Source organism: Pseudomonas juntendi, assembly GCF_021560075.1.
GTDB classification, from domain to species: domain Bacteria; phylum Pseudomonadota; class Gammaproteobacteria; order Pseudomonadales; family Pseudomonadaceae; genus Aquipseudomonas; species Aquipseudomonas juntendi.
On sequence record NZ_CP091088.1, the window covers coordinates 2,310,281 to 2,327,834 of the forward strand.

The 17,554-nt window shown below is 64.9% G+C and carries 15 protein-coding genes and 1 pseudogene; 10 read left to right on the forward strand and 6 right to left on the reverse strand.

What is annotated here, in order from left to right:
- The first annotated feature begins 36 nt into the window (after positions 1–36).
- Entirely contained in the window at positions 37–1,443 is a 1,407-nt protein-coding gene (locus L1P09_RS10670; RefSeq protein WP_235768797.1) for a purine-cytosine permease family protein, read from the forward strand.
- A gap of 442 nt (positions 1,444–1,885) precedes the next feature.
- On the opposite strand, the gene L1P09_RS10675 is transcribed toward L1P09_RS10670, so the two are convergent.
- Together L1P09_RS10675 and L1P09_RS10680 are read right to left on the reverse strand one after the other, a co-directional pair.
- Complete coding sequence (locus L1P09_RS10675) at positions 1,886–3,511, reverse strand: methyl-accepting chemotaxis protein (RefSeq protein ID WP_054903795.1); 1,626 nt, start codon at positions 3,509–3,511, stop codon at positions 1,886–1,888.
- A gap of 276 nt (positions 3,512–3,787) precedes the next feature.
- On the reverse strand, positions 3,788–4,699 hold the full coding sequence (locus tag L1P09_RS10680; protein ID WP_054903796.1) for an AraC family transcriptional regulator: 912 nt from the start codon (positions 4,697–4,699) through the stop codon (positions 3,788–3,790).
- A gap of 101 nt (positions 4,700–4,800) precedes the next feature.
- Here L1P09_RS10680 and L1P09_RS10685 point away from each other — a divergent pair, with 101 nt between their 5' ends.
- The 5 genes and pseudogenes from L1P09_RS10685 to L1P09_RS10705 all read left to right on the forward strand — a co-directional run bounded on the left by L1P09_RS10685 (position 4,801) and on the right by L1P09_RS10705 (position 9,289).
- Positions 4,801–5,361, forward strand: a complete 561-nt coding sequence (locus L1P09_RS10685) for a carboxymuconolactone decarboxylase family protein (RefSeq protein WP_009685599.1) — start codon at positions 4,801–4,803, stop codon at positions 5,359–5,361.
- A gap of 98 nt (positions 5,362–5,459) precedes the next feature.
- A complete protein-coding gene (locus L1P09_RS10690) occupies positions 5,460–6,524 on the forward strand; it encodes an acyl-CoA dehydrogenase family protein (RefSeq protein WP_192439947.1) in 1,065 nt (354 codons plus the stop codon).
- Entirely contained in the window at positions 6,521–7,342 is an 822-nt protein-coding gene (locus tag L1P09_RS10695; RefSeq protein ID WP_192439948.1) for an ABC transporter ATP-binding protein, read from the forward strand. The genes L1P09_RS10690 and L1P09_RS10695 overlap by 4 nt, the downstream gene beginning before the upstream one ends.
- Positions 7,329–8,534, forward strand: a pseudogene (locus L1P09_RS10700) (ABC transporter substrate-binding protein). The gene L1P09_RS10695 and the pseudogene L1P09_RS10700 overlap by 14 nt, the downstream one beginning before the upstream one ends.
- Positions 8,534–9,289 carry an ABC transporter permease gene (locus tag L1P09_RS10705; RefSeq protein ID WP_009685594.1) on the forward strand — a complete coding sequence of 252 codons (756 nt, stop codon included), beginning with the start codon at positions 8,534–8,536 and terminating at the stop codon, positions 9,287–9,289. Before L1P09_RS10700 ends, L1P09_RS10705 begins: the two are co-directional and overlap by 1 nt.
- Positions 9,290–9,349: 60 nt before the next feature.
- On the opposite strand, the gene L1P09_RS10710 is transcribed toward L1P09_RS10705, so the two are convergent.
- Positions 9,350–10,036: a GNAT family N-acetyltransferase gene (locus L1P09_RS10710; RefSeq protein ID WP_235768798.1), complete on the reverse strand. Its 687-nt coding sequence runs from the start codon at positions 10,034–10,036 to the stop codon at positions 9,350–9,352.
- Between the two features lie 81 nt (positions 10,037–10,117).
- Positions 10,118–11,059, reverse strand: coding sequence for an N-acetyl-gamma-glutamyl-phosphate reductase (gene argC, locus L1P09_RS10715; RefSeq protein ID WP_054903802.1), 942 nt, complete (start codon positions 11,057–11,059; stop codon positions 10,118–10,120).
- A 191-nt stretch (positions 11,060–11,250) separates the two neighbouring features.
- Here argC and L1P09_RS10720 point away from each other — a divergent pair, with 191 nt between their 5' ends.
- Positions 11,251–12,132, forward strand: a complete 882-nt coding sequence (locus L1P09_RS10720; protein ID WP_192439950.1) for a LysR family transcriptional regulator — start codon at positions 11,251–11,253, stop codon at positions 12,130–12,132.
- A 15-nt stretch (positions 12,133–12,147) separates the two neighbouring features.
- Here L1P09_RS10720 and L1P09_RS10725 read toward each other — a convergent pair whose 3' ends face one another.
- On the reverse strand, positions 12,148–12,690 hold the full coding sequence (locus tag L1P09_RS10725; protein WP_235768799.1) for a WYL domain-containing transcriptional regulator: 543 nt from the start codon (positions 12,688–12,690) through the stop codon (positions 12,148–12,150).
- A gap of 160 nt (positions 12,691–12,850) precedes the next feature.
- Positions 12,851–13,759 (reverse strand): LysR family transcriptional regulator, encoded by a 909-nt coding sequence (locus L1P09_RS10730; RefSeq protein WP_235768800.1) that lies wholly within the window; start codon positions 13,757–13,759, stop codon positions 12,851–12,853.
- A 172-nt stretch (positions 13,760–13,931) separates the two neighbouring features.
- On the opposite strand from L1P09_RS10730, the gene L1P09_RS10735 reads away from it, so the two are divergent.
- Genes L1P09_RS10735 through L1P09_RS10745 form a run of 3 tightly spaced genes read left to right on the forward strand, consistent with a single transcriptional unit; the run spans position 13,932 to position 17,530 of the window.
- A complete protein-coding gene (locus tag L1P09_RS10735; protein ID WP_054903806.1) occupies positions 13,932–15,236 on the forward strand; it encodes an MFS transporter in 1,305 nt (434 codons plus the stop codon).
- 30 nt (positions 15,237–15,266) lie between these two features.
- Positions 15,267–16,508, forward strand: a complete 1,242-nt coding sequence (locus L1P09_RS10740; RefSeq protein WP_235768801.1) for a Zn-dependent hydrolase — start codon at positions 15,267–15,269, stop codon at positions 16,506–16,508.
- On the forward strand, positions 16,508–17,530 hold the full coding sequence (locus tag L1P09_RS10745) for a histone deacetylase family protein (protein WP_235768802.1): 1,023 nt from the start codon (positions 16,508–16,510) through the stop codon (positions 17,528–17,530). Before L1P09_RS10740 ends, L1P09_RS10745 begins: the two co-directional genes overlap by 1 nt.
- The last annotated feature ends 24 nt before the right edge of the window (positions 17,531–17,554 follow it).

Consider the following 17,554-nt stretch of genomic DNA (forward strand, 5'->3'; position numbering starts at 1 on the left):
TTACAACGATAAAAACGACCTTTCGAGCTGAAAACCATGTCCCAACCGTCGTCGCAACACCAGTTTGTCGAGAATCACACGGTCGATTATGTGCCACCTGCCGAGCGCCATGGGAAGGCGCGCGACCTGTTCACCCTCTGGTTCAGCACCAACATTGCGCCACTGCCGATCGTCACCGGTGCCATGGTGGTACAGGTGTTCCACCTGAACCTGTTGTGGGGGCTGGTGGCCATCGTGCTGGGCCATCTTGTCGGGGGCGTGGTCATCGCCCTGGCCTCTGCGCAGGGACCGCAGTTGGGCATTCCGCAGATGGTGCAGAGCCGTGGCCAGTTCGGCCGCTATGGCGCCTTGCTGATCGTGTTCTTCACGGCGTTGATCTATGTTGGCTTCTTCATTTCCAACATCGTGTTGGCCGGCAAGACCATCCACGGCATCAGCCCGAGCGTGCCGGTGCCAGGGGCGATCGTGATCGGCGCCTTGAGCGCCACCGCCATCGGCGTGGTCGGCTACCGTTTCATCCACATCCTCAACCGTATCGGCACCTGGGTGATGGGCTCGGCACTGCTGGCCGGCTTCATCATGATGTTCATCCAGGACCTGCCTGCCGATTTCTTCAGCCGCGGCGCCTTCAACCTGTCGGGCTTCATCGCCACCGTCTCGCTGGGTGTGATCTGGCAGATCAGCTTCTCGCCGTACACCTCCGACTACTCACGCTACCTGCCGCGTGAAGTCGGCATTGCCAAGCCGTTCTGGGCGACTTATTTCGGCGCTACCCTGGGCACCATCTTGTGCTTCAGCTTTGGTGCGGTGGCGGTGCTGTGCGTGCCGCAAGGCACCGATGCGATGGACGCGGTGAAGCAGGCCACCGGCTGGCTGGGGCCGATCCTGATGGTGCTGTTCCTGCTCAACATCATCAGCCACAACGCCCTCAACCTGTATGGCGCGGTGTTGTCGATCGTGACTGCAATCCAGACCTTCGTTGCCCAGTGGACCCCCAGCGTAAAGGTTCGGGTGATCCTGGCCTCGGTCATACTGCTGGGCTGCGGTATGGTCGCGCTGAACGCCTCGGCAGATTTCATCGGCCAGTTCATCGGCCTGATCCTGGCGCTGCTGGTGGTGCTGGTGCCGTGGGCCTCGATCAACCTGATCGACTTCTACCTGATCAAGAAGGGCCAGTACGACATCGCCTCGATCTTCAGTGCCGACGGCGGCATCTATGGCCGTTTCAATCACCATGCAATTGTTGCCTATGCCTGCGGCATCCTGGTGCAGCTGCCGTTTGCCAATACCTCGCTGTATGTCGGGCCGTACTCCAACCTGGTCGAAGGCGCCGACCTGTCCTGGCTGTTCGGCTTGCTGGTGACGGTGCCGCTGTACTACTGCCTGGCCACGCGCAGCAAGGCTGGCGAGAAGGCGGGGCGGGTTTTGAGTGTGAACGACTGATAGTCACGTGTGGCTGCAACAGGGGCTGCTTCGCAGCCCATCGCAGTTCAAGCCAGCCCACAGGGATCGCATCAGGGCTGAAGGTGTTTGCCACAAGGTATGCAGCGCCTGTTAGAGCGAGCGCCGCCCGCGCGGCGCATCGCGAGCTGCGCTCGCTCGTTTGTTTCGGGCCAGTAACGCCTGTGACAGGCGCGCGCGGCCGCCTTGTTTGTACGGCGCGATATTGAGGCATGCACCAAGGCGTTCGCGCGCGAATCCCACAGGAATAATTGGCCCGAAACAAACGTAGGAGCGAGCGCAGCTCGCGATTGCGCCGCGCGGGCGGCGCTCGCTCTAACAGGCGCTGCCATACCTTGTGGCAAACACCTGTCAGCCCTAAGGCGATCCCTGTGGGAGCTGGCTTGCCTGCGATGGGCCGCGATGCGGCCCCGGCTATCTCAGATCAGACCTTGAACTTTGCCACCATGCCATTCAGGTCCACGGCAAGGCGCGACAGGTCCTGCGCTGCCGCACTGGTCTGGTTGGCCCCCGCCGAGGTCTGCATGGCCAGGTCACGGATATTCACCAGGTTGCGGTCCACCTCACGGGCCACCTGCGCCTGTTGTTCCGAGGCACTGGCTATCACCAGGTTACGCTGGTTGATCGAGGCCATCGCTTCGGCAATCACCTCCAGCGCCTGCCCGGCGCCCTCGGCCACTTCCAGCGTGCCCGTGGCACGCCCCTGGCTGCTGTGCATCGCGGTCACCGCGCGCTCGGTGCCGTTCTGGATCCCGGCAATCATCTGCTCGATTTCGGCCGTCGACTGCTGGGTACGGTGGGCGAGGGCACGAACTTCGTCCGCCACCACCGCAAAGCCACGGCCTGCCTCACCGGCGCGGGCGGCTTCGATGGCGGCGTTGAGCGCCAGCAGGTTGGTCTGCCCGGCAATTGCACCGATCACATCCAGCACCCGGCTGATCTCGTTGGCATTGCTGGCCAGCTGTTCGATTTCGCTGGAAGTGCCGGTCACGTCCGCCACCAGATGCTGGATGGAGGCCAGCGCCTGGTTGACCCGGTCGCGGCCATCGCGGGTAGTCTGGTCGGCACCTCTGGAGGCGTCTGCGGTGCTCACCGCATTGTTGGCCACTTCTTCGACCGCCGCGGTCATCTGGTTGACGGCCGTAGCCGCCTGGTCGATTTCGGCACTTTGCTGGTGCAAGCCGCGGCTGGTGTCTTCGGTGACGGTGTGCAGCTCTTCGGACGCCGAGGCCAGCTGGTCGGACGAGGCGGCTATTTGCCGAATGGTGTCGCGCAGGCTGGTCTGCATGCGGCTCAACGCGCGCAGTAGCAAGGCCGGCTCGTCGCGGCCCACCACCTGGATTTCGCGAGTCAGGTCGCCGGTGGCCACGCGTTCAGCCACGGCCACGGCCTCGGCCAACGGCCGCACGATACTGCGGGTGAGCAGGGTGGCGATGGCGGCAAGCGCCAGCACAATCACCAACAGCGCGCCTATCAGCGCCTGGAACGCTTCGTCAGCCACATCGCTGCTGCGCTGCGAGGCTTGCTCGGCACTTGTGCCGTTGTAGGCAATCAGCGCGGTCATGGCCTGCATCATGCTATCGGCGCTTTGGGTCAGCGGCCCGCTGATCAGTTGCCTGGCGTCGTCCATCCGCCCGCTGGTGAGCCCCTGCAGCACACGCCCCTGTACGTCGGAATACTGCTGATGGGCAGTCATGAAAGCGTTGAACAGGTTTTGGTCATCGGTGGCAGCCACCATGCCAGCGTAATGCTTCAAGCCCTTGGAAAGCTCGATGTTGATGCTGTCCAGCATCTGCAGGTTGCGCTTGCGATCATCGCTGTTGTCGTCGAGCGCGGCACGTAACGTAAGGGCGCGGGCGCGGCCCAGGTCGGTGCTGATTCCACTGAGGGCTACCACTGCCGGCATCCAGGTCACCCGGATCTCGTCCGTAGCGCTGTCCATCTGCCGGGTTTCGTAAAGTGCGATCAGGCCCATCATCAGCACCAGAACGCCCAACAGGGTGAATGCGCATGCTGCGCGAATGCCGATCTTCAAATTCCTCAACTGCATGAAGTACTCCTTGATGGTGGCGTGCAGGCCTCGAGAACGCAGGCGGCTACCGGTGTCACCGCAGTGGCGCCAGGCTCCGGATGCACCGCAAAGTCGGTTGTAGATCTCACCCTCTTTACTGTTTTTGGATGCGATGATGCCATATGGCCATCATTCTTGAACAGGCATTCAAGTTACGGGATCTGCTGATAAACCCAAGGAAAATTGTCGGTTTTATCCGGGAAATCAGCTTCAACGTGGCGCCTCGCAAGCCGGCTTGCGGCGCAGTAGAGCCGCTTAACGCCCTTCGTGGCCGCGCCGGTAGGCCCCTGGCTGTATGCCTACTGCCTTGGCGAAGGCCCGGGTAAAAGCGGCCACCGATTGGTACCCCACCTGTGCACCCACTTGCTCCACCGTGTTGCCCGCCTGCAGCAACCGGCAAGCATGGCGCATACGCAACGCCAGCAGCACTTGGCCTGGCGACTGCCCGGCCAGCTCGCTGAAGCGTTTGAAGAAAGCCGAGCGCGACAACCCGGTGCAGGCCGCCATGCTCTCCAGTGTCCAGGCTTGGCCGGGTTGCTCGATCAGTTGCTCGAGCAACCCGGCGAACGCCGGCTGCCGAGCAAGCGCGATCAGCCCGCCCAGGGGCTGCCCGGCATGCACTTGCTGGCGCAGTGCATACAGAAAGAGCAAGTGCGTCAGGCGCTCCAGAAAGGTTTGCGAAGGCCCGGTTTGGCGTTGGCATTCGTCCAGGATAAGCCCGAACAACGCCCCCGCCGCGCTCCCGGCGGGGTCTTCGGCACGCAGCAGGATCCAGTCGGCCAGGCCCTCGACAATCAGCGAAGACAAACCCGACTGGAAACGGAAGAAGCCACAGACCAGGCCGACCCCATCGCTGGCGTCGCCGTCCAGCGCCTGCATGGTTTGACGCGGTTGCGCACAGGCGCCTGCCGCGTCCTGGTCGCTGGACAGGCGATAACCCAGGTCGCGCAACAGGAACACGGCGTCGCCTTTTTTCAGGCACACCGGCTGCGCCTGGCCGTCGAGGTGCAGCCAGCAATCGCCCTGCACCACCAAGTGGAAGCTGGCACGGCCCATACCCTGGGTGCTGGCGTGCCAGCCGCCACAGTAGCGGCCGACATGAAACAGGCTGGCATCCAGCTCCAGGCCTTCTAATAACCAATCGACGAGCGCGGCGGACGAAATCATCTAATGCAAAGACTCAGGAGCAAGGAAAGGCGACTGATGAATATGGAGGGTACTTCTTATAACCACCAGACTGTAGTGACATCCATCAGGGAGACCACTCCATGTCCTCGCGCATTACCTTACACACCCTGGAAAGCGCCCCGGAAGCAGCGCGCCCGTTCCTTGAGAACGCGCAGAAGAATTCGGGCTTCATCCCCAACCTGCTCGGCGTGCTGGCCAACGCGCCAGCGGCACTGGAAACCTACGTGACCGTTTCGGCATTGAACGGCAAGTCCGACCTGAGCCTGGCCGACCGCGAAGTGGTGCAACTGATTGCCGCCACCCAGCATGGCTGTGATTTCTGTGTGGCGGGGCACACCGCCGTGGCGTTGAACAAGGCCAAGCTGCCGCAGGAGGTGGTCGATGCCCTGCGGGCCCGCGGCGAGCTGCCCAATGCCCGTTACGAAGCCCTGGCCGCCTTCGCCCGTGAAGTGATCGCGACCCGCGGCAATGTGAGCCAGGCCACCTACCAGGCATTCCGGGATGCCGGCTTCAGCGAAGGCAATGCGCTGGAAGTGATTCTTGGCGTGAGCCTCGCAACCCTGTGCAACTTTGCTAATGTGTTCGCCCAAACGCCGCTCAATGACGAGCTTGGCAAGTACCGCTGGCAGCCCACTGCATGATCTGCCCCTGCTAGCGGCGGTACAGCGGTAGTTGTAGGAGCGGCCATGTGCCGCAAAGGGGCCGCCAGGCGGCCCGGCGTTCTCAAAGGAGCAAGACCATGCAGGATTGTGCATTTCGACAGTGGCTGGATGCCAATGCCGAGGCCATAGATCGGGGCCTGTGCGAGCCGCAGCACGTGCTGGCGCAAATTGCCGAATCGCAACTGCTGCGCGTGGGCGTCGACCCGGCCCTGGGCGGTACGGGCGGGCAGGTGACCGACGCCGTCGAGGCCATCGCTGCCATTGCCAGCCGCTCGCTGGCTGCCGCTTTCGTGTGTTGGGGCCAGCGCGCCTTTATCGAGTACCTGTTGCAAAGCCCCAACCAGCCGCTGCGCGCGCGCTTGCTGCCACAGCTGCTGGCCGGCGAGCTGGCCGGTGCCACCGGCCTGTCCAATGCCATGAAGTTCCTCTCTGGCATCGAAGCCCTGCAAGTGCGCGGCCGCCCGGCGGGCGATGGCTGGCACCTGGAGGGCCGCCTGCACTGGGTGACCAACCTGCGCAAGAGTGGGTTCGTGGTAGCGGCGGCCATCGAGGACGACGCGGGCGGTGCTCCGTTCGTACTGGCCATTCCTTCGGATGCCCAGGGCCTGCATCGTTCCGACGACTTGCAACTGATGGGCTTGCAGTCGAGCAACACCGCTGCCTTGGCCTTCCACCAGGTGCCGCTGGCACGTGACTGGTTGCTGCACGACAATGCCCGCGTGTTCCTGCCGCAGGTACGCCCGGCCTTCCTGGGGTTGCAGTGCGGCATGGCCATTGGCCTGGCGCGCCGGGCACTGAACGAAGTGCAGGCCCACCTGCAGGGGCGTGCCTCATTCCTGGACGAAGCCCGCCAGGTGCTCAGCGAGCGCCTGGAGAATACCGTCAGCGAACTCAAGCAAGGTTTGCTCGACGGCCGCTTCCTGCAACAACCGGCGGCCTTGTTCAAGCTGCGCATCACCCTGGCCGAAAGTGCCGCCGACGCGGTGCAACTGGAATTGCAGGCCAGTGGTGGCAAAGCCTACCTCAACGAGTATGGCGAAGGTTTTGCCCGCCGCTGGCGCGAATCGGCGTTCGTGCCGATCGTCACGCCCAGCCTGGTGCAACTGCGGGCCGAGCTGCACCGCCAGGCAGGCGCCGCATGAGTGCAATGTTGCTCGAAGCCCTTGACATCAGCCTGGGCTACCCGGGCGAGGGCGGCTGGCAGCAAGTGCTGGCGCAGTTCGACCTGCAGTTGGGGCGCGGCGAGGTGGTGAGCATTCTGGGCCCCAGCGGCGTTGGCAAGTCCAGCCTGTTGCGGGTATTGGCCGGCCTGCAGCAGCCGGGTGGTGGCAGCGTGCGGCTGCATGGCCAGCCGCTGCAGGGCCCACACCCGCGCCTGGCGGTAGCCTTCCAGGACCCCAGCCTGCTGCCTTGGCTGAGCCTGGAGAAAAACGTCGCCTTCGGCCTGGACTTCGCCCGCCAGCCCAAGCTGGCGGCTGCCGAACGCCGTGCACGTATCGACCACGCTATCGCCGCCGTGGGCCTGGGCCACGCCCGCAGCCACTACCCGGCGCAGCTGTCTGGCGGCATGGCCCAGCGGACCGCGCTGGCCCGTTGCCTGGCACGGCAGCCGGAAGTGCTGTTGCTCGACGAACCGTTCGGCGCGCTGGATGAAGTCACCCGTGCCGACATGCAGCAATTGCTGCTGCAATTGATCGCCACCCACAACACGGCGGCGGTGCTGATCACCCACGATATCGACGAAGCCCTGTTGCTGTCCGACCGTGTGCTGCTGCTGGGCGACCATCCAGCGCACATCCTCGGCCAGTGGCACATCGGCCTGCCGCAGCCGCGCACGCAGCGGGTAGAAGAACTGGGCGCCCTGCGCATTGAAATCCTCAAGACGCTCCGGCGAGCAAGCCGCACGGTCGAACCCACCCCAACCCCCCAGGCCTCGGAGGCTGCCCATGTGCATGGATGACTGCTGTTCCTCGTCTTCACGACGTGATTTTCTCAAGCTGGGCGCCATGCTCACCGCCGCCGGTGCACTGCCGTTGCTGTCGAGCCTGCAGGCCCGCGCCGCTGCCGAGCCGGACGCGCCGGTACGTATCGGCTACCTGCCGATCACCGACGCCACGCCCTTGCTGGTGGCGCACAACAACGGCCTGTTCGAAGCCGAGGGTATCAAGGCCGAACGCCCGGTATTGCTGCGCAGCTGGGCATAGGTGATCGAGGCGTTCATCTCTGGCCAGGTGAACGTCATTCACCTGCTGTCGCCAATGACCGTGTGGGCGCGCTATGCCAGCAAGGTGCCGGCCAAGGTGGTGGCGTGGAACCACGTGGGCGGTTCGGGCCTGACCGTCGCCCCCGACATCACAGACATGAAGCAGTTGGGTGGCAAGACCGTGGCCATACCTTTCTGGTACTCGATCCATAACGTCGTGCTGCAGCAGATGCTCAACGACAACGGCCTGACACCGGTGTCGAAGCCGGCCAGTGCGGCATTGGCAGACAATGAAGTGAACCTGCTGGTGTTGCCGCCCTCCGACATGCCACCGGCCCTGGCCAGCAAGCGCATAGCCGGTTACATCGTCGCCGAGCCGTTCAACGCCCTGGCCGAGAACCTCAAGGTTGGCCGCGTGCAGCGCTTCACGGGCGATGTCTGGCGCAACCATGCCTGCTGCGTGGTGTTCATGCACGAACACGACCTCGACAACCGCCCCGAGTGGTCGCAGAAGGTGGTCAATGCCATCGTCAAGGCCCAGCACTGGACCCGCGACCACCGCGCTGAAGCAGCAGCCTTGCTGTCGCGTGCTGGCGCCAACAAGTACACGCCCCATGACCCGGCGGTGCTGGCCAAGGTCCTTGCCCCGGCGGCCGAGGACCGTGCCGGCTATATCGCCAGCGGCGCCATTCGCCACCAGCAGTGGGACGAAAAGCGCATCGATTTCCAGCCTTACCCGTTCCCGAGCTACACCGAAGCACTGGTCAAGCGCTTGCAGCACACCCTGATCGAAGGTGACCACGCGTTCCTCGCCGGCCTGGACCCGGCGCAGACTGCCCGCGACCTGGTGGATGACCGCTTCGTGCGTAACGCCATTGCCGCCGTGGGCGGGCCGTCGGTGTTCGGCATAGCCGACAACTACGAGCGCAGCGAGGAGTTCGCCGTCTGATGCGTACGCACGTGGTACATGCCGGGCTTGGTCTGGCCGGCTTGCTGGGCTTGCTGGCACTGTGGTGGGCCGGGGTCGCCGTGTTCGGCCAGGCCGATGGCCTGTCGGCCCGGTTTGCACCGCAGGCCACGTTGGCCAGCCTGGTCGAGCTGTTGGGGCAGGGCGAGGTCTACGGGCATATCTGGGTCAGCCTCAAGCGCATCCTGGTGGGTTTGTTGCTGGCGTTGCTGATCGGTGTGCCGTTGGGGTTGCTGGTAGGTAGCTACCGGCACCTGGAGGCGGCGACCACGCCGGCATTCCAGTTCCTGCGCATGATCTCGCCGTTGTCGTGGATGCCGGTGGTGGTGATGCTGATGGGCGTGGGTGACCAGCCGATCTACTTTTTGCTGGCGTTCGCTGCGTTGTGGCCGATCCTGCTCAACACCGCCGCCGGGGTGCGGCAACTGGACCCGCGCTGGCTGCAGTTAAGCCGCAGCCTGAGTGCCACGCGCTGGGAAACCTTGTGCAAGGTGATCGTGCCGGGGGTGATAGGCCATGTGCTGACGGGCGTGCGCCTGGCCATCGGGATTTTGTGGATCGTGCTGGTGCCCTGCGAAATGCTGGGCGTCAGTGCAGGGCTGGGCTATTTCATTCTCGATACCCGCGACCGCCTGGCGTACTCCGAGCTGATGGCCATGGTGCTGTTGATCGGTGTGCTGGGCTTTCTGCTCGATGCCCTGGCGCGCGGGCTGCACCGGCGCTGGGTGCATGGCTGAGCCGCCGCGCCGCGCCGAGCTTGAGCGGTGCGGCCCTGAGCGTTGTGCTTGACGGTGCGATCAGTGCACGTGCTGGCGCTGGCGCACACACTCCTGCGCCTGTGCGGTCAGCGCGTCCAGCCGCTCGTCGCGCATCTGCTCCGCTTCGATCATCGCATCCTCGCCTTGCTGGTTGAGCAGGTAGGTATGAATCTGCAGCACCTCGGCGGTCTGGTAGATGGGGGCGATGTCCAGGCGGCCGATCAGTGCCCCGCTGGCCTGGCCGGTGCTGCTCATCAGCACCTGCGGACCCTTGGCGGCCACCACCTGCATAACCATGGCTTCGAACCACGGTACCTGGTTGGCGAAGGCGTTCAGCTCGACGCAGGCATGGCGCGCCTGCAGGTCGCCCAGCAGCGCCCGGGCGATGCCCTGGCGCCGATGGCTGGCGCGTACGGCCATGAATGCCAGGGCACAGGCCTGCTCATCGTCCTCGGCGGGTAGCGACAAGGCAAAGCCCAACAACTGGTCAGGCGCTTCGGCATCCAGTGCCAGGGTCAGTGCCACGGCCAGGCCGCGAGTGCCGTCCAGGGCTTGCAGGTACTGGTGCACCTCCATGCCGACGCCGTACTGGTACAGCGGGTACAGCGGGTTGTCTGCAGTGATCGCGACACTGCTCAATTCACCGACGTTGTGAATCACCAGCTCGCGGATCTGGTTCTGGAAAGACTCGGGCGGCACGCTGTCAAGGCGGCTCAGGATGAACATCGGGGGGCAGGCTCCGGCGGTTGGACTGTACAGCCCGCACCGGGAGGGCGCGGGCTGTACAGTCTAACCGGTTTTGACCCATCAGCCGCGTGCCTGTAGTGCGCCGAGCATCAAGTCCAGGTTTTGCACCGCCGCGCCCGACGCGCCTTTGCCCAGGTTGTCGAAGATGGCGGTGAGCAGCACCTGGCCGTGTTCAGGGTTGGCGTACAGCGCCAGGCGCAGGTCGTTGCTGTCGTTCAGGGCTTCAGGGTCGAGGTTGGCCGCGCCACCTTGTTGGTGCAGGGGCATTACCTGAACATGGCGGGCTCCCTGGTAATGCTGTTCCAGGCAGGCTTGCAGCTGTTCGGCGCTGACCTGCCCGGGCAGCAGGCGCAATTGCAGCGGGATGCTCAGCACGATGCCCTGGCGGTAGGCGCCGTAGCCAGGCATGAACAGGGGCCGTGCCGAGAGCCCGGCGTGCTGCTGGATCTCGGGCACATGCTTGTGCGCCAGGTCCAGGCCGTACAGCTGCAAGGCCGGGGCTTTGTCGGCAGCGGGCTGTTCATGCCGTTCTACCGCCGCGCGGCCGCCGCCGGAGTAGCCGGAAATGGCGTGGATGTTCAGCGGGTAATCGGCAGGCAGCAGGCCGGCCTTGACCAGCGGGCGCAGCAACGCGATGGCGCCCGTGGGGTAGCAGCCGGGGTTGCTGACGCGCTTGCTTTGGGCAATGCGTTCGGCTTGGTGCGGGTCCAGTTCGGGCAGGCCATACACCCAGCCTGGGCTGGTGCGGTGTGCCGAGCTGGCGTCGATCACCCGCACCTGCGGGTTGTGGATGGCGGCCACCGCTTCGCGCGCGGCGGCATCGGGCAGGCACAGCAGGGCGATGTCGGCGCTGTTGATCGCCTCGCCACGCCGTTGAGGGTCTTTGCGTTCGGCTTCGGGCAGGGTCAGCAGGCGCAAGTCGCAGCGGCCTTGGAGGCGAGCGTGGATCTGCAGGCCGGTGGTGCCTTGGTCGCCGTCGATGAAGACAACAGGGGTATGCATGGTCGGGGTCCGGGTTGGGGAGGGGATGGCCTATGTTCGCGGGTGGCGTTGCTAAAGAAAATTTGAATATCATGACCATCACATTCAGCTTTTCTGAATTGTGTGCTTGCCTTTTGGCGGTGAACCTGCCCCTGAAAGCTGCCTTGGCATTCAGCCGTCAGTCTTTGTTTTGTGAGGAAGCCGCAGCGACCATGCGCGAAATCAGCCTCGACCGCCTGCGTACGCTGGTGGTCATCAGCGACCTGGGTTCATTTGCCGAGGCGGCTCGCCAGCTCAACCTGGCGCCGCCCACCATCAGCCTGCACGTGGCCGAGCTGGAGGCGCGCGTCGGCGCCCCGTTGCTCAACCGTACCCGCGGCCAGGTACGGCCCACGGCCATCGGTGAAACGCTGCTGGCCCGCGCCCGCCGCTTGCTGGCCGACGCGGACCTGGCGTTGGACGAAGTTCGCCGCCAGGTGCAGGGCCTGAGCGGCCGGGTACGCCTGGGGGCCTCGACCGGGGCCATCGCCCACCTGCTGCCACAGGCGTTGGCCGCCTTGCGGGTGGAGCATCCGGGGATCGATGTGCAAGTGCAGGTGCTCACTTCGCAAGCGTCGCTGGCGCGTTTGCGCGAGGGCACCCTGGATGTCGCGGTGGTGGCGTTGCCGCAGGTGGCGGTCAAGGGGCTGGCCGTAACACCCTGGCGGCGCGACCCGATCCTGGCCTACGTGCCGGCCGACTGGCAGCCCCCGGCCAAGGTCACGCCGGCCTGGCTGGCGCAACGGGCGTTGATCCTGAATGACAGCAGTACCCAGCTGTCGCGGGTGACTAACGAGTGGTTTGCGGCGGCGGGGTTGCACCCCGAGCCGCGTATCGAGCTGAACTACAACGATGCCATCAAGAAGCTGGTCGGTGCCGGGTATGGCGCGACATTGCTGCCGCAGGAGGGGGAGGCCGCCGAGCTTGATCAGCGCATTGCCCACCGGCCGCTGCGGCCCGGGCTGTGGCGGCAGTTGGGTATCGCCTGCCGGGAAGGGCAGGTGGAGCGCGCTACCGCGTTCGTGCTGCAGGCGCTGGAGCGGCTGCGCCAGTAGCGCCCGCCAATGGTTTCAACCAACCGTTTCGTGCAGGGCCAGGCTCTGGCGTAATTGCGCCAGCATGGCCAGGCGCAGCGCCTTGGGGGCCTGCACGCGGATAGCGCCGGCCTGGGACAGCAGCCAGCTCATCAGCGCCCGGTTGTCGTCTACCGTGGCCACCAGCACAGCGCCACCGTCGCCTTGCGCGGTCAGTTGCATGTCGGCCGACAGCGGCGCCTGCTCCAGGCGCCGGGCAAGGGCGTCATCAACCCAAGCGCGCAGCTCCATTTGGGCCGCCGGGCATAGCGCGTCGGGTTGCAACTGGTGCGCTTGCTCCAGGCTCAGGCCCGGTTGCCAGTACCAGCCATAGGGCATGCCCTTGCTGTTGCATTGCAGCGGGAACAGGGCGGCCAGTTCGACCAGGTCGCGCTCTACGGTACGCTTGCTGGTGGTGTGGCCCACGCTGCTCAGGGCACGTTGCAAGTGAGTGGAGCTCACGCCCGGGTGGCGCCCCGGCAGCAGCTTGAGCAATTGCCACTGGCGGGCAATGGTATGGCGGGTAGGGTGGCTGGGCAAAGGGTTCGTCCTTGAAGGCAGGCATCGCGCCGGCCTGGGTGATGGCATTTAGCTATATGTCAGCATACCCTTTCCCCTGATCGGATCCAAGTTGCACTACAAGGCGGCCAAGGCCACCGGCGCGATGCGCGCTTGGCAGCGCCGGTGATGGCGCTGCAGGTCAGTCAAGGCGCTGTTGCAGCCCCTCGATGAACACCTGTTCGGCCCGGCTGAAGCGCTGGTCCCGGTTCCACAACAGGTGAATGTCCACATCGGCAATGCCCTCCAGCGGGTGCAGCTTCCACAGCAGCCCAGCTGCAACATCCGGCGCTACCACGTGCTCGGGCAGGCAGCCGATGCCGAACCCGGCAATTACCAGGCGGCGCACTTCCTCAAGGCTGGGTGACGAGGCCACGATGCGCCCGGCAAAGCCCTGCTGGTCGCGGAAAATGGTCAGTGGCGACAACATGCCGCCAATCTGGTCGCTGGTGAAGCTGACGAAGTTCTCCCGCTGCAAGTCGCCCTCGGTCTGGCCGAACAGTGCATGGTGCTTGCCACAGAAGAACGCGTAACGCTGGCGCAGGAACAGCCGTTGCTCCAGCCTGGGCTGGGCCCGCCGGTTCAAGCTCAAGCCTGCGCTGGCAGTTTTCTCTTGCAAGGCTGCGACGATGTCGGAGCTGCGCATCACGTCGATTTCCAGGTCCACCCGTGGGTGTTGGCGATGGAAGTCGGCCAGGAAGTCGTCGAAGCGGTCGCTGACGATGCGGCTGATCATCAGCAAGCGCACCTTGCCCACCAGTTCGTCGGTGGGCTGCGCCAGCAGGCTGCCGATCTGCGACATCTGCCCGTACACCTCGCCGGCCAGCTGGAACAGCTGTTCGCCCATTTCGGTCAGCACGAAACGCGGCCCACGACGGGCGATGAGTTGGCGGCCAAGCTGTTCTTCCAGGCGCTTCAAGGCCTGGCTGACTGCCGGCTGGGTGAGATGCAGGCGGGCAGCGGCGCGGCTGATTGACAGTTCCTGGCCAATGACGCGGAAGGTACGCAGCAGGTTCCAGTCGAGGCGGTCGTTGAGCAGGCGGTCAGACATGGCAAGGCTCTATGATAAGCAGGGTTAATAGTTGGAATAATAAATAGAAAATTGACTAATCATAGCCCTGGCCCGATAAATCATAGGCATCGAGGCCCACAAGCCAAGCGCCGTCAGAGCGCGACCGTGAATTCCCGTCACTCCTGCCAGAACAACAAGCAAAGGAGCCCCCATGAAGCCCGCCACTTGCGCCCAGCCACGCCGTGCCGCTGCCGCCGCTTTCATCGGTACCATGATCGAATGGTACGACTTTTACATCTATGCCACCGCCGCGGCCCTGGTGTTCGGTGCCTTGTTCTTCCCCTCCGATGACAGCCTGTTCAGCACCATGGCAGCGTTTGGCACCTTCGCCGTGGGCTTTTTCGCCCGGCCGCTGGGCGGAATCGTCTTCGGCCATGTGGGCGACCGTATCGGCCGCAAGAAATCGCTGGTCATCACCTTGCTGATGATGGGCATCGTCACGGTGTGCATCGGCCTGTTGCCGACCTATGCGCAAATCGGCGCCAGCGCGCCGGTGCTGCTGGTCCTTCTGCGCATCGTCCAGGGCATTGCGGTGGGCGGCGAGTGGGGCGGGGCCGTGCTGATGGCCGGCGAGCATGCCCCCAAAGGGCGGCGCAACTTCTTCGCCTCGTTCGCCCAGCTCGGCAGCCCGGCGGGCCTGATTCTGTCACTGCTGGCTTTTGGCGCGGTCACCCGCCTTCCGGAAGAAGACCTGATGAGCTGGGGTTGGCGCGTGCCGTTCCTGGCCAGCGCCTTGCTGCTGTTGGTCGGCCTGGCCATTCGCCTGGGGGTGAACGAGTCGCCCGAGTTCATCGCCAGCCGCGAGCAGGCAGAAACGGCCCGGCGCAAGGAGCAGGCCCCGGTCTTCGAGGTGCTGCGCAGCGCCTGGCGCCCGCTGTTGCTGTGCATCGGTGCCAACACCCTGGGCATTGCCGGGGTCTACTTCACCAATACCTTCATGATCAGCTACACCACCCAGCAGCTGCACCTGGAGCGCTCGCTGATCCTGGAGTGCCTGTTCTTCGTGGCGATCATCCAGTTTTGCGTGCAGCCCTTGGCTGCCTGGCTGTCGGAAAAGCTCGGCGCCACTCGCTTTCTGGCCTTGGTGGCCATGCTGGCCATGGCCTCGCCTTACCCTATGTTCACCCTGGTCAGCTCGGGCCAAGGCCCGTTGATCGTGCTCGGCATCGCCTTGGCCGCTGCTTGCATGGCCTCGTTCTACGCGGTCATCGCAGGCTACGTCAGCGGCATGTTCGACACCCGTGTGCGCTATACCGCCATTTCCCTGGCCTACCAGGTGTGTGGCGCCATCGCCGGGGGCCTGACCCCGTTGATCGGCACCTGGCTGGCCCACCATTTCACAGGGCAGTGGTGGCCGATGGCAGTGTTCTACACGCTGATCGCCACCCTTTCGCTGGTCTGCGTGCTTGCCCTGGCGCGCCAGTACGCGCGCAGCCAGCAGCTTGAGCTGGCCTGAGCGAACCGATTCATTCTGGAGTACCTGCACATGTTGAAAAGCAATGGCGAACGCCTGTGGGCGAGCTTGATGGCCATGGCCGAAATCGGCGCCACCGCACGCGGTGGCAGCTGCCGCCTGGCCCTCAGCGACGAAGACAAGGCTGGCCGTGAGCTGTTCAGCCACTGGTGCCGCGAAGCGGGCCTGACGCTGAGCGTGGATGCCATCGGCAACCTGTTCGCGCGCCGCCCTGGCACCGACCCCGACGCCGCCCCGGTGATGATTGGCAGCCACCTGGATACCCAGCCGGAGGGCGGCCGTTTCGACGGTGTCTATGGCGTGCTGGCCGGGCTGGAGGTGGTGCGCCGCCTCGACGAGTTGGGCATCAGCACCCGCAAGCCGCTGGAGCTCGCGGTGTGGACCAACGAGGAAGGCGCCCGGTTTACCCCGGCGATGTTCGGTTCGGCCGTGTTCACCGGCACCCTGGCGCTGGAGCAAGCCTTGGCCATACGCGATGCGCAAGGCATCAGCGTCGCCGACGCGTTGCAGCGTACCGGTTACGCTGGCCTGCGGCCGCTGGGCGGGCCGGTGGATGCCTATTTTGAAGCGCATATCGAGCAAGGCCCGATCCTTGAAGATAACGCCAAGGCCATTGGTGTGGTCAGCGGCGGCCAGGCTATTCGTTGGCTGGATGTGACCGTCGAAGGCATGGCCGCACATGCCGGCACCACGCCGATGCCGTTGCGCAAGGACGCCTTGTACGGCGCGGCGCAGATGATTCAGGCGCTTGAGCGGCTGGCGGCAGACTATGCCCCCGAGGCGCTGACCACTGTCGGCGAGCTGACCATCGCCAAGTCGTCACGCAACACCATCCCCGGGGTGTTGCAATTCACGGTGGACCTGCGCCACCACCGCGATGAAACCATCGAGGCCATGGAACGCGACCTGACCCTGGCGCTGCAGGCCATCGCCCGCCAGCGCGGTTTGCAGGTGCGCATCGAGCGGCACTGGGTCAGCCCGGCCACGCCGTTCGACCTGGACTGTGTGGCCGCTGTTCAGCAAGCGGTGGATGCCCTGGGTTATGCGCAGCAGTCGATCGTCAGTGGCGCTGGGCACGATGCCATCCTGTTGGCCCGCTATTGCCCGACGGCGATGGTGTTCATTCCCTGCATCGGCGGCCTCAGCCACAACGAAGCCGAGGATGTGCTGCCCGACGATGCCCGCCAGGGTGCCGATGTATTGCTCAATGCCGTGCTGGCCCGCGCCGGCCGTGTCGAACCAGGAGAAGCCTGATGCGTTGCTACTTCCACCCTGAACAATTGCTGCATCACCCGCGCAGCTACTACTCGCGTGGCGCCATGCGCACCCCCCAGGAAGTGCCCGAGCGCGCCCAGCGCCTGCTGCAGGCTGCCAGGAACCTTGGCTTCGACATCCGCCAGCCAGAGGATGCTGGCCTGCAGCCGCTGGCGGCGGTGCATGGCGAGGCCTACCTGGCCTTCCTCGAAGACGCCCATGCGCGCTGGAAGGAAGTGCCCGAGGACTGGGGCGACGAGGTCATGTCGAACATCTTCGTGCGTGAGCCCAACGCCTTGCGTGGCATTCTCGCCCAGGCCGCGCGCTACCTGGCCGATGGCAGTTGCCCGGTAGGCGAGCGTACCTGGCATTCGGCCTACTGGTCCGCGCAGAGCGCGGTAGCTGGCGCCAAGGCCATTGCCGAGGGTGAGCCCGCGGCCTACGCGCTGTGCCGGCCACCGGGGCACCATGCGCGGTTCGATGCGGCGGGTGGCTTCTGTTACATCAACAACGCTGCCGTCGCTGCCCAGGCCTTGCGCGGCCGCTACAGCCGGGTGGCGGTGCTCGACACCGACATGCACCACGGGCAAGGCATCCAGGAAATCTTCTACGACCGGCGCGATGTGCTGTATGTGTCGGTGCACGGCGACCCGACCAACTTCTACCCAGGCGTGGCCGGGTTCGAGGAGGAGCGCGGCCGTGGAGAGGGGGAGGGGTACAACCTCAACCTGCCGATGCCCCACGGCGCCAGCGAAGCGGACTTCCTGAGCCGGCTGGACACCGCACTGGCTGCGGTGAAGGATTTTGGTGCGCAAGTGTTGGTGTTGTCGCTGGGCTTCGACATTTATGAGCTGGACCCCCAGAGCAAGGTGGCGGTGACGACCGAGGGCTTTGCCGTGTTGGGCGAGCGTATCCGCGCATTGCGCTTGCCATGCCTGATTGTGCAGGAGGGCGGGTACCATCTGCAGAGCCTGGAGGCGAATGCTCGGGCGTTTTTTGCTGACAAAGCGGATTGGCGGTGAGTGCTACCACGCTGTTTATTTCGG

What these genes read in the sequence shown, in the direction of transcription:
- L1P09_RS10670 (WP_235768797.1), top strand. Translation starts at nt 37, where the DNA reads ATGTCCCAACCGTCGTCGCAACACCAGTTTGTCGAGAATCACACGGTC.
- L1P09_RS10675 (WP_054903795.1), bottom strand. Translation starts at nt 3,511, where the DNA reads ATGCAGTTGAGGAATTTGAAGATCGGCATTCGCGCAGCATGCGCATTC.
- L1P09_RS10680 (WP_054903796.1), bottom strand. Translation starts at nt 4,699, where the DNA reads ATGATTTCGTCCGCCGCGCTCGTCGATTGGTTATTAGAAGGCCTGGAG.
- L1P09_RS10685 (WP_009685599.1), top strand. Translation starts at nt 4,801, where the DNA reads ATGTCCTCGCGCATTACCTTACACACCCTGGAAAGCGCCCCGGAAGCA.
- L1P09_RS10690 (WP_192439947.1), top strand. Translation starts at nt 5,460, where the DNA reads ATGCAGGATTGTGCATTTCGACAGTGGCTGGATGCCAATGCCGAGGCC.
- L1P09_RS10695 (WP_192439948.1), top strand. Translation starts at nt 6,521, where the DNA reads ATGAGTGCAATGTTGCTCGAAGCCCTTGACATCAGCCTGGGCTACCCG.
- L1P09_RS10705 (WP_009685594.1), top strand. Translation starts at nt 8,534, where the DNA reads ATGCGTACGCACGTGGTACATGCCGGGCTTGGTCTGGCCGGCTTGCTG.
- L1P09_RS10710 (WP_235768798.1), bottom strand. Translation starts at nt 10,036, where the DNA reads ATGTTCATCCTGAGCCGCCTTGACAGCGTGCCGCCCGAGTCTTTCCAG.
- argC (WP_054903802.1), bottom strand. Translation starts at nt 11,059, where the DNA reads ATGCATACCCCTGTTGTCTTCATCGACGGCGACCAAGGCACCACCGGC.
- L1P09_RS10720 (WP_192439950.1), top strand. Translation starts at nt 11,251, where the DNA reads ATGCGCGAAATCAGCCTCGACCGCCTGCGTACGCTGGTGGTCATCAGC.
- L1P09_RS10730 (WP_235768800.1), bottom strand. Translation starts at nt 13,759, where the DNA reads ATGTCTGACCGCCTGCTCAACGACCGCCTCGACTGGAACCTGCTGCGT.
- L1P09_RS10735 (WP_054903806.1), top strand. Translation starts at nt 13,932, where the DNA reads ATGAAGCCCGCCACTTGCGCCCAGCCACGCCGTGCCGCTGCCGCCGCT.
- L1P09_RS10740 (WP_235768801.1), top strand. Translation starts at nt 15,267, where the DNA reads ATGTTGAAAAGCAATGGCGAACGCCTGTGGGCGAGCTTGATGGCCATG.
- L1P09_RS10745 (WP_235768802.1), top strand. Translation starts at nt 16,508, where the DNA reads ATGCGTTGCTACTTCCACCCTGAACAATTGCTGCATCACCCGCGCAGC.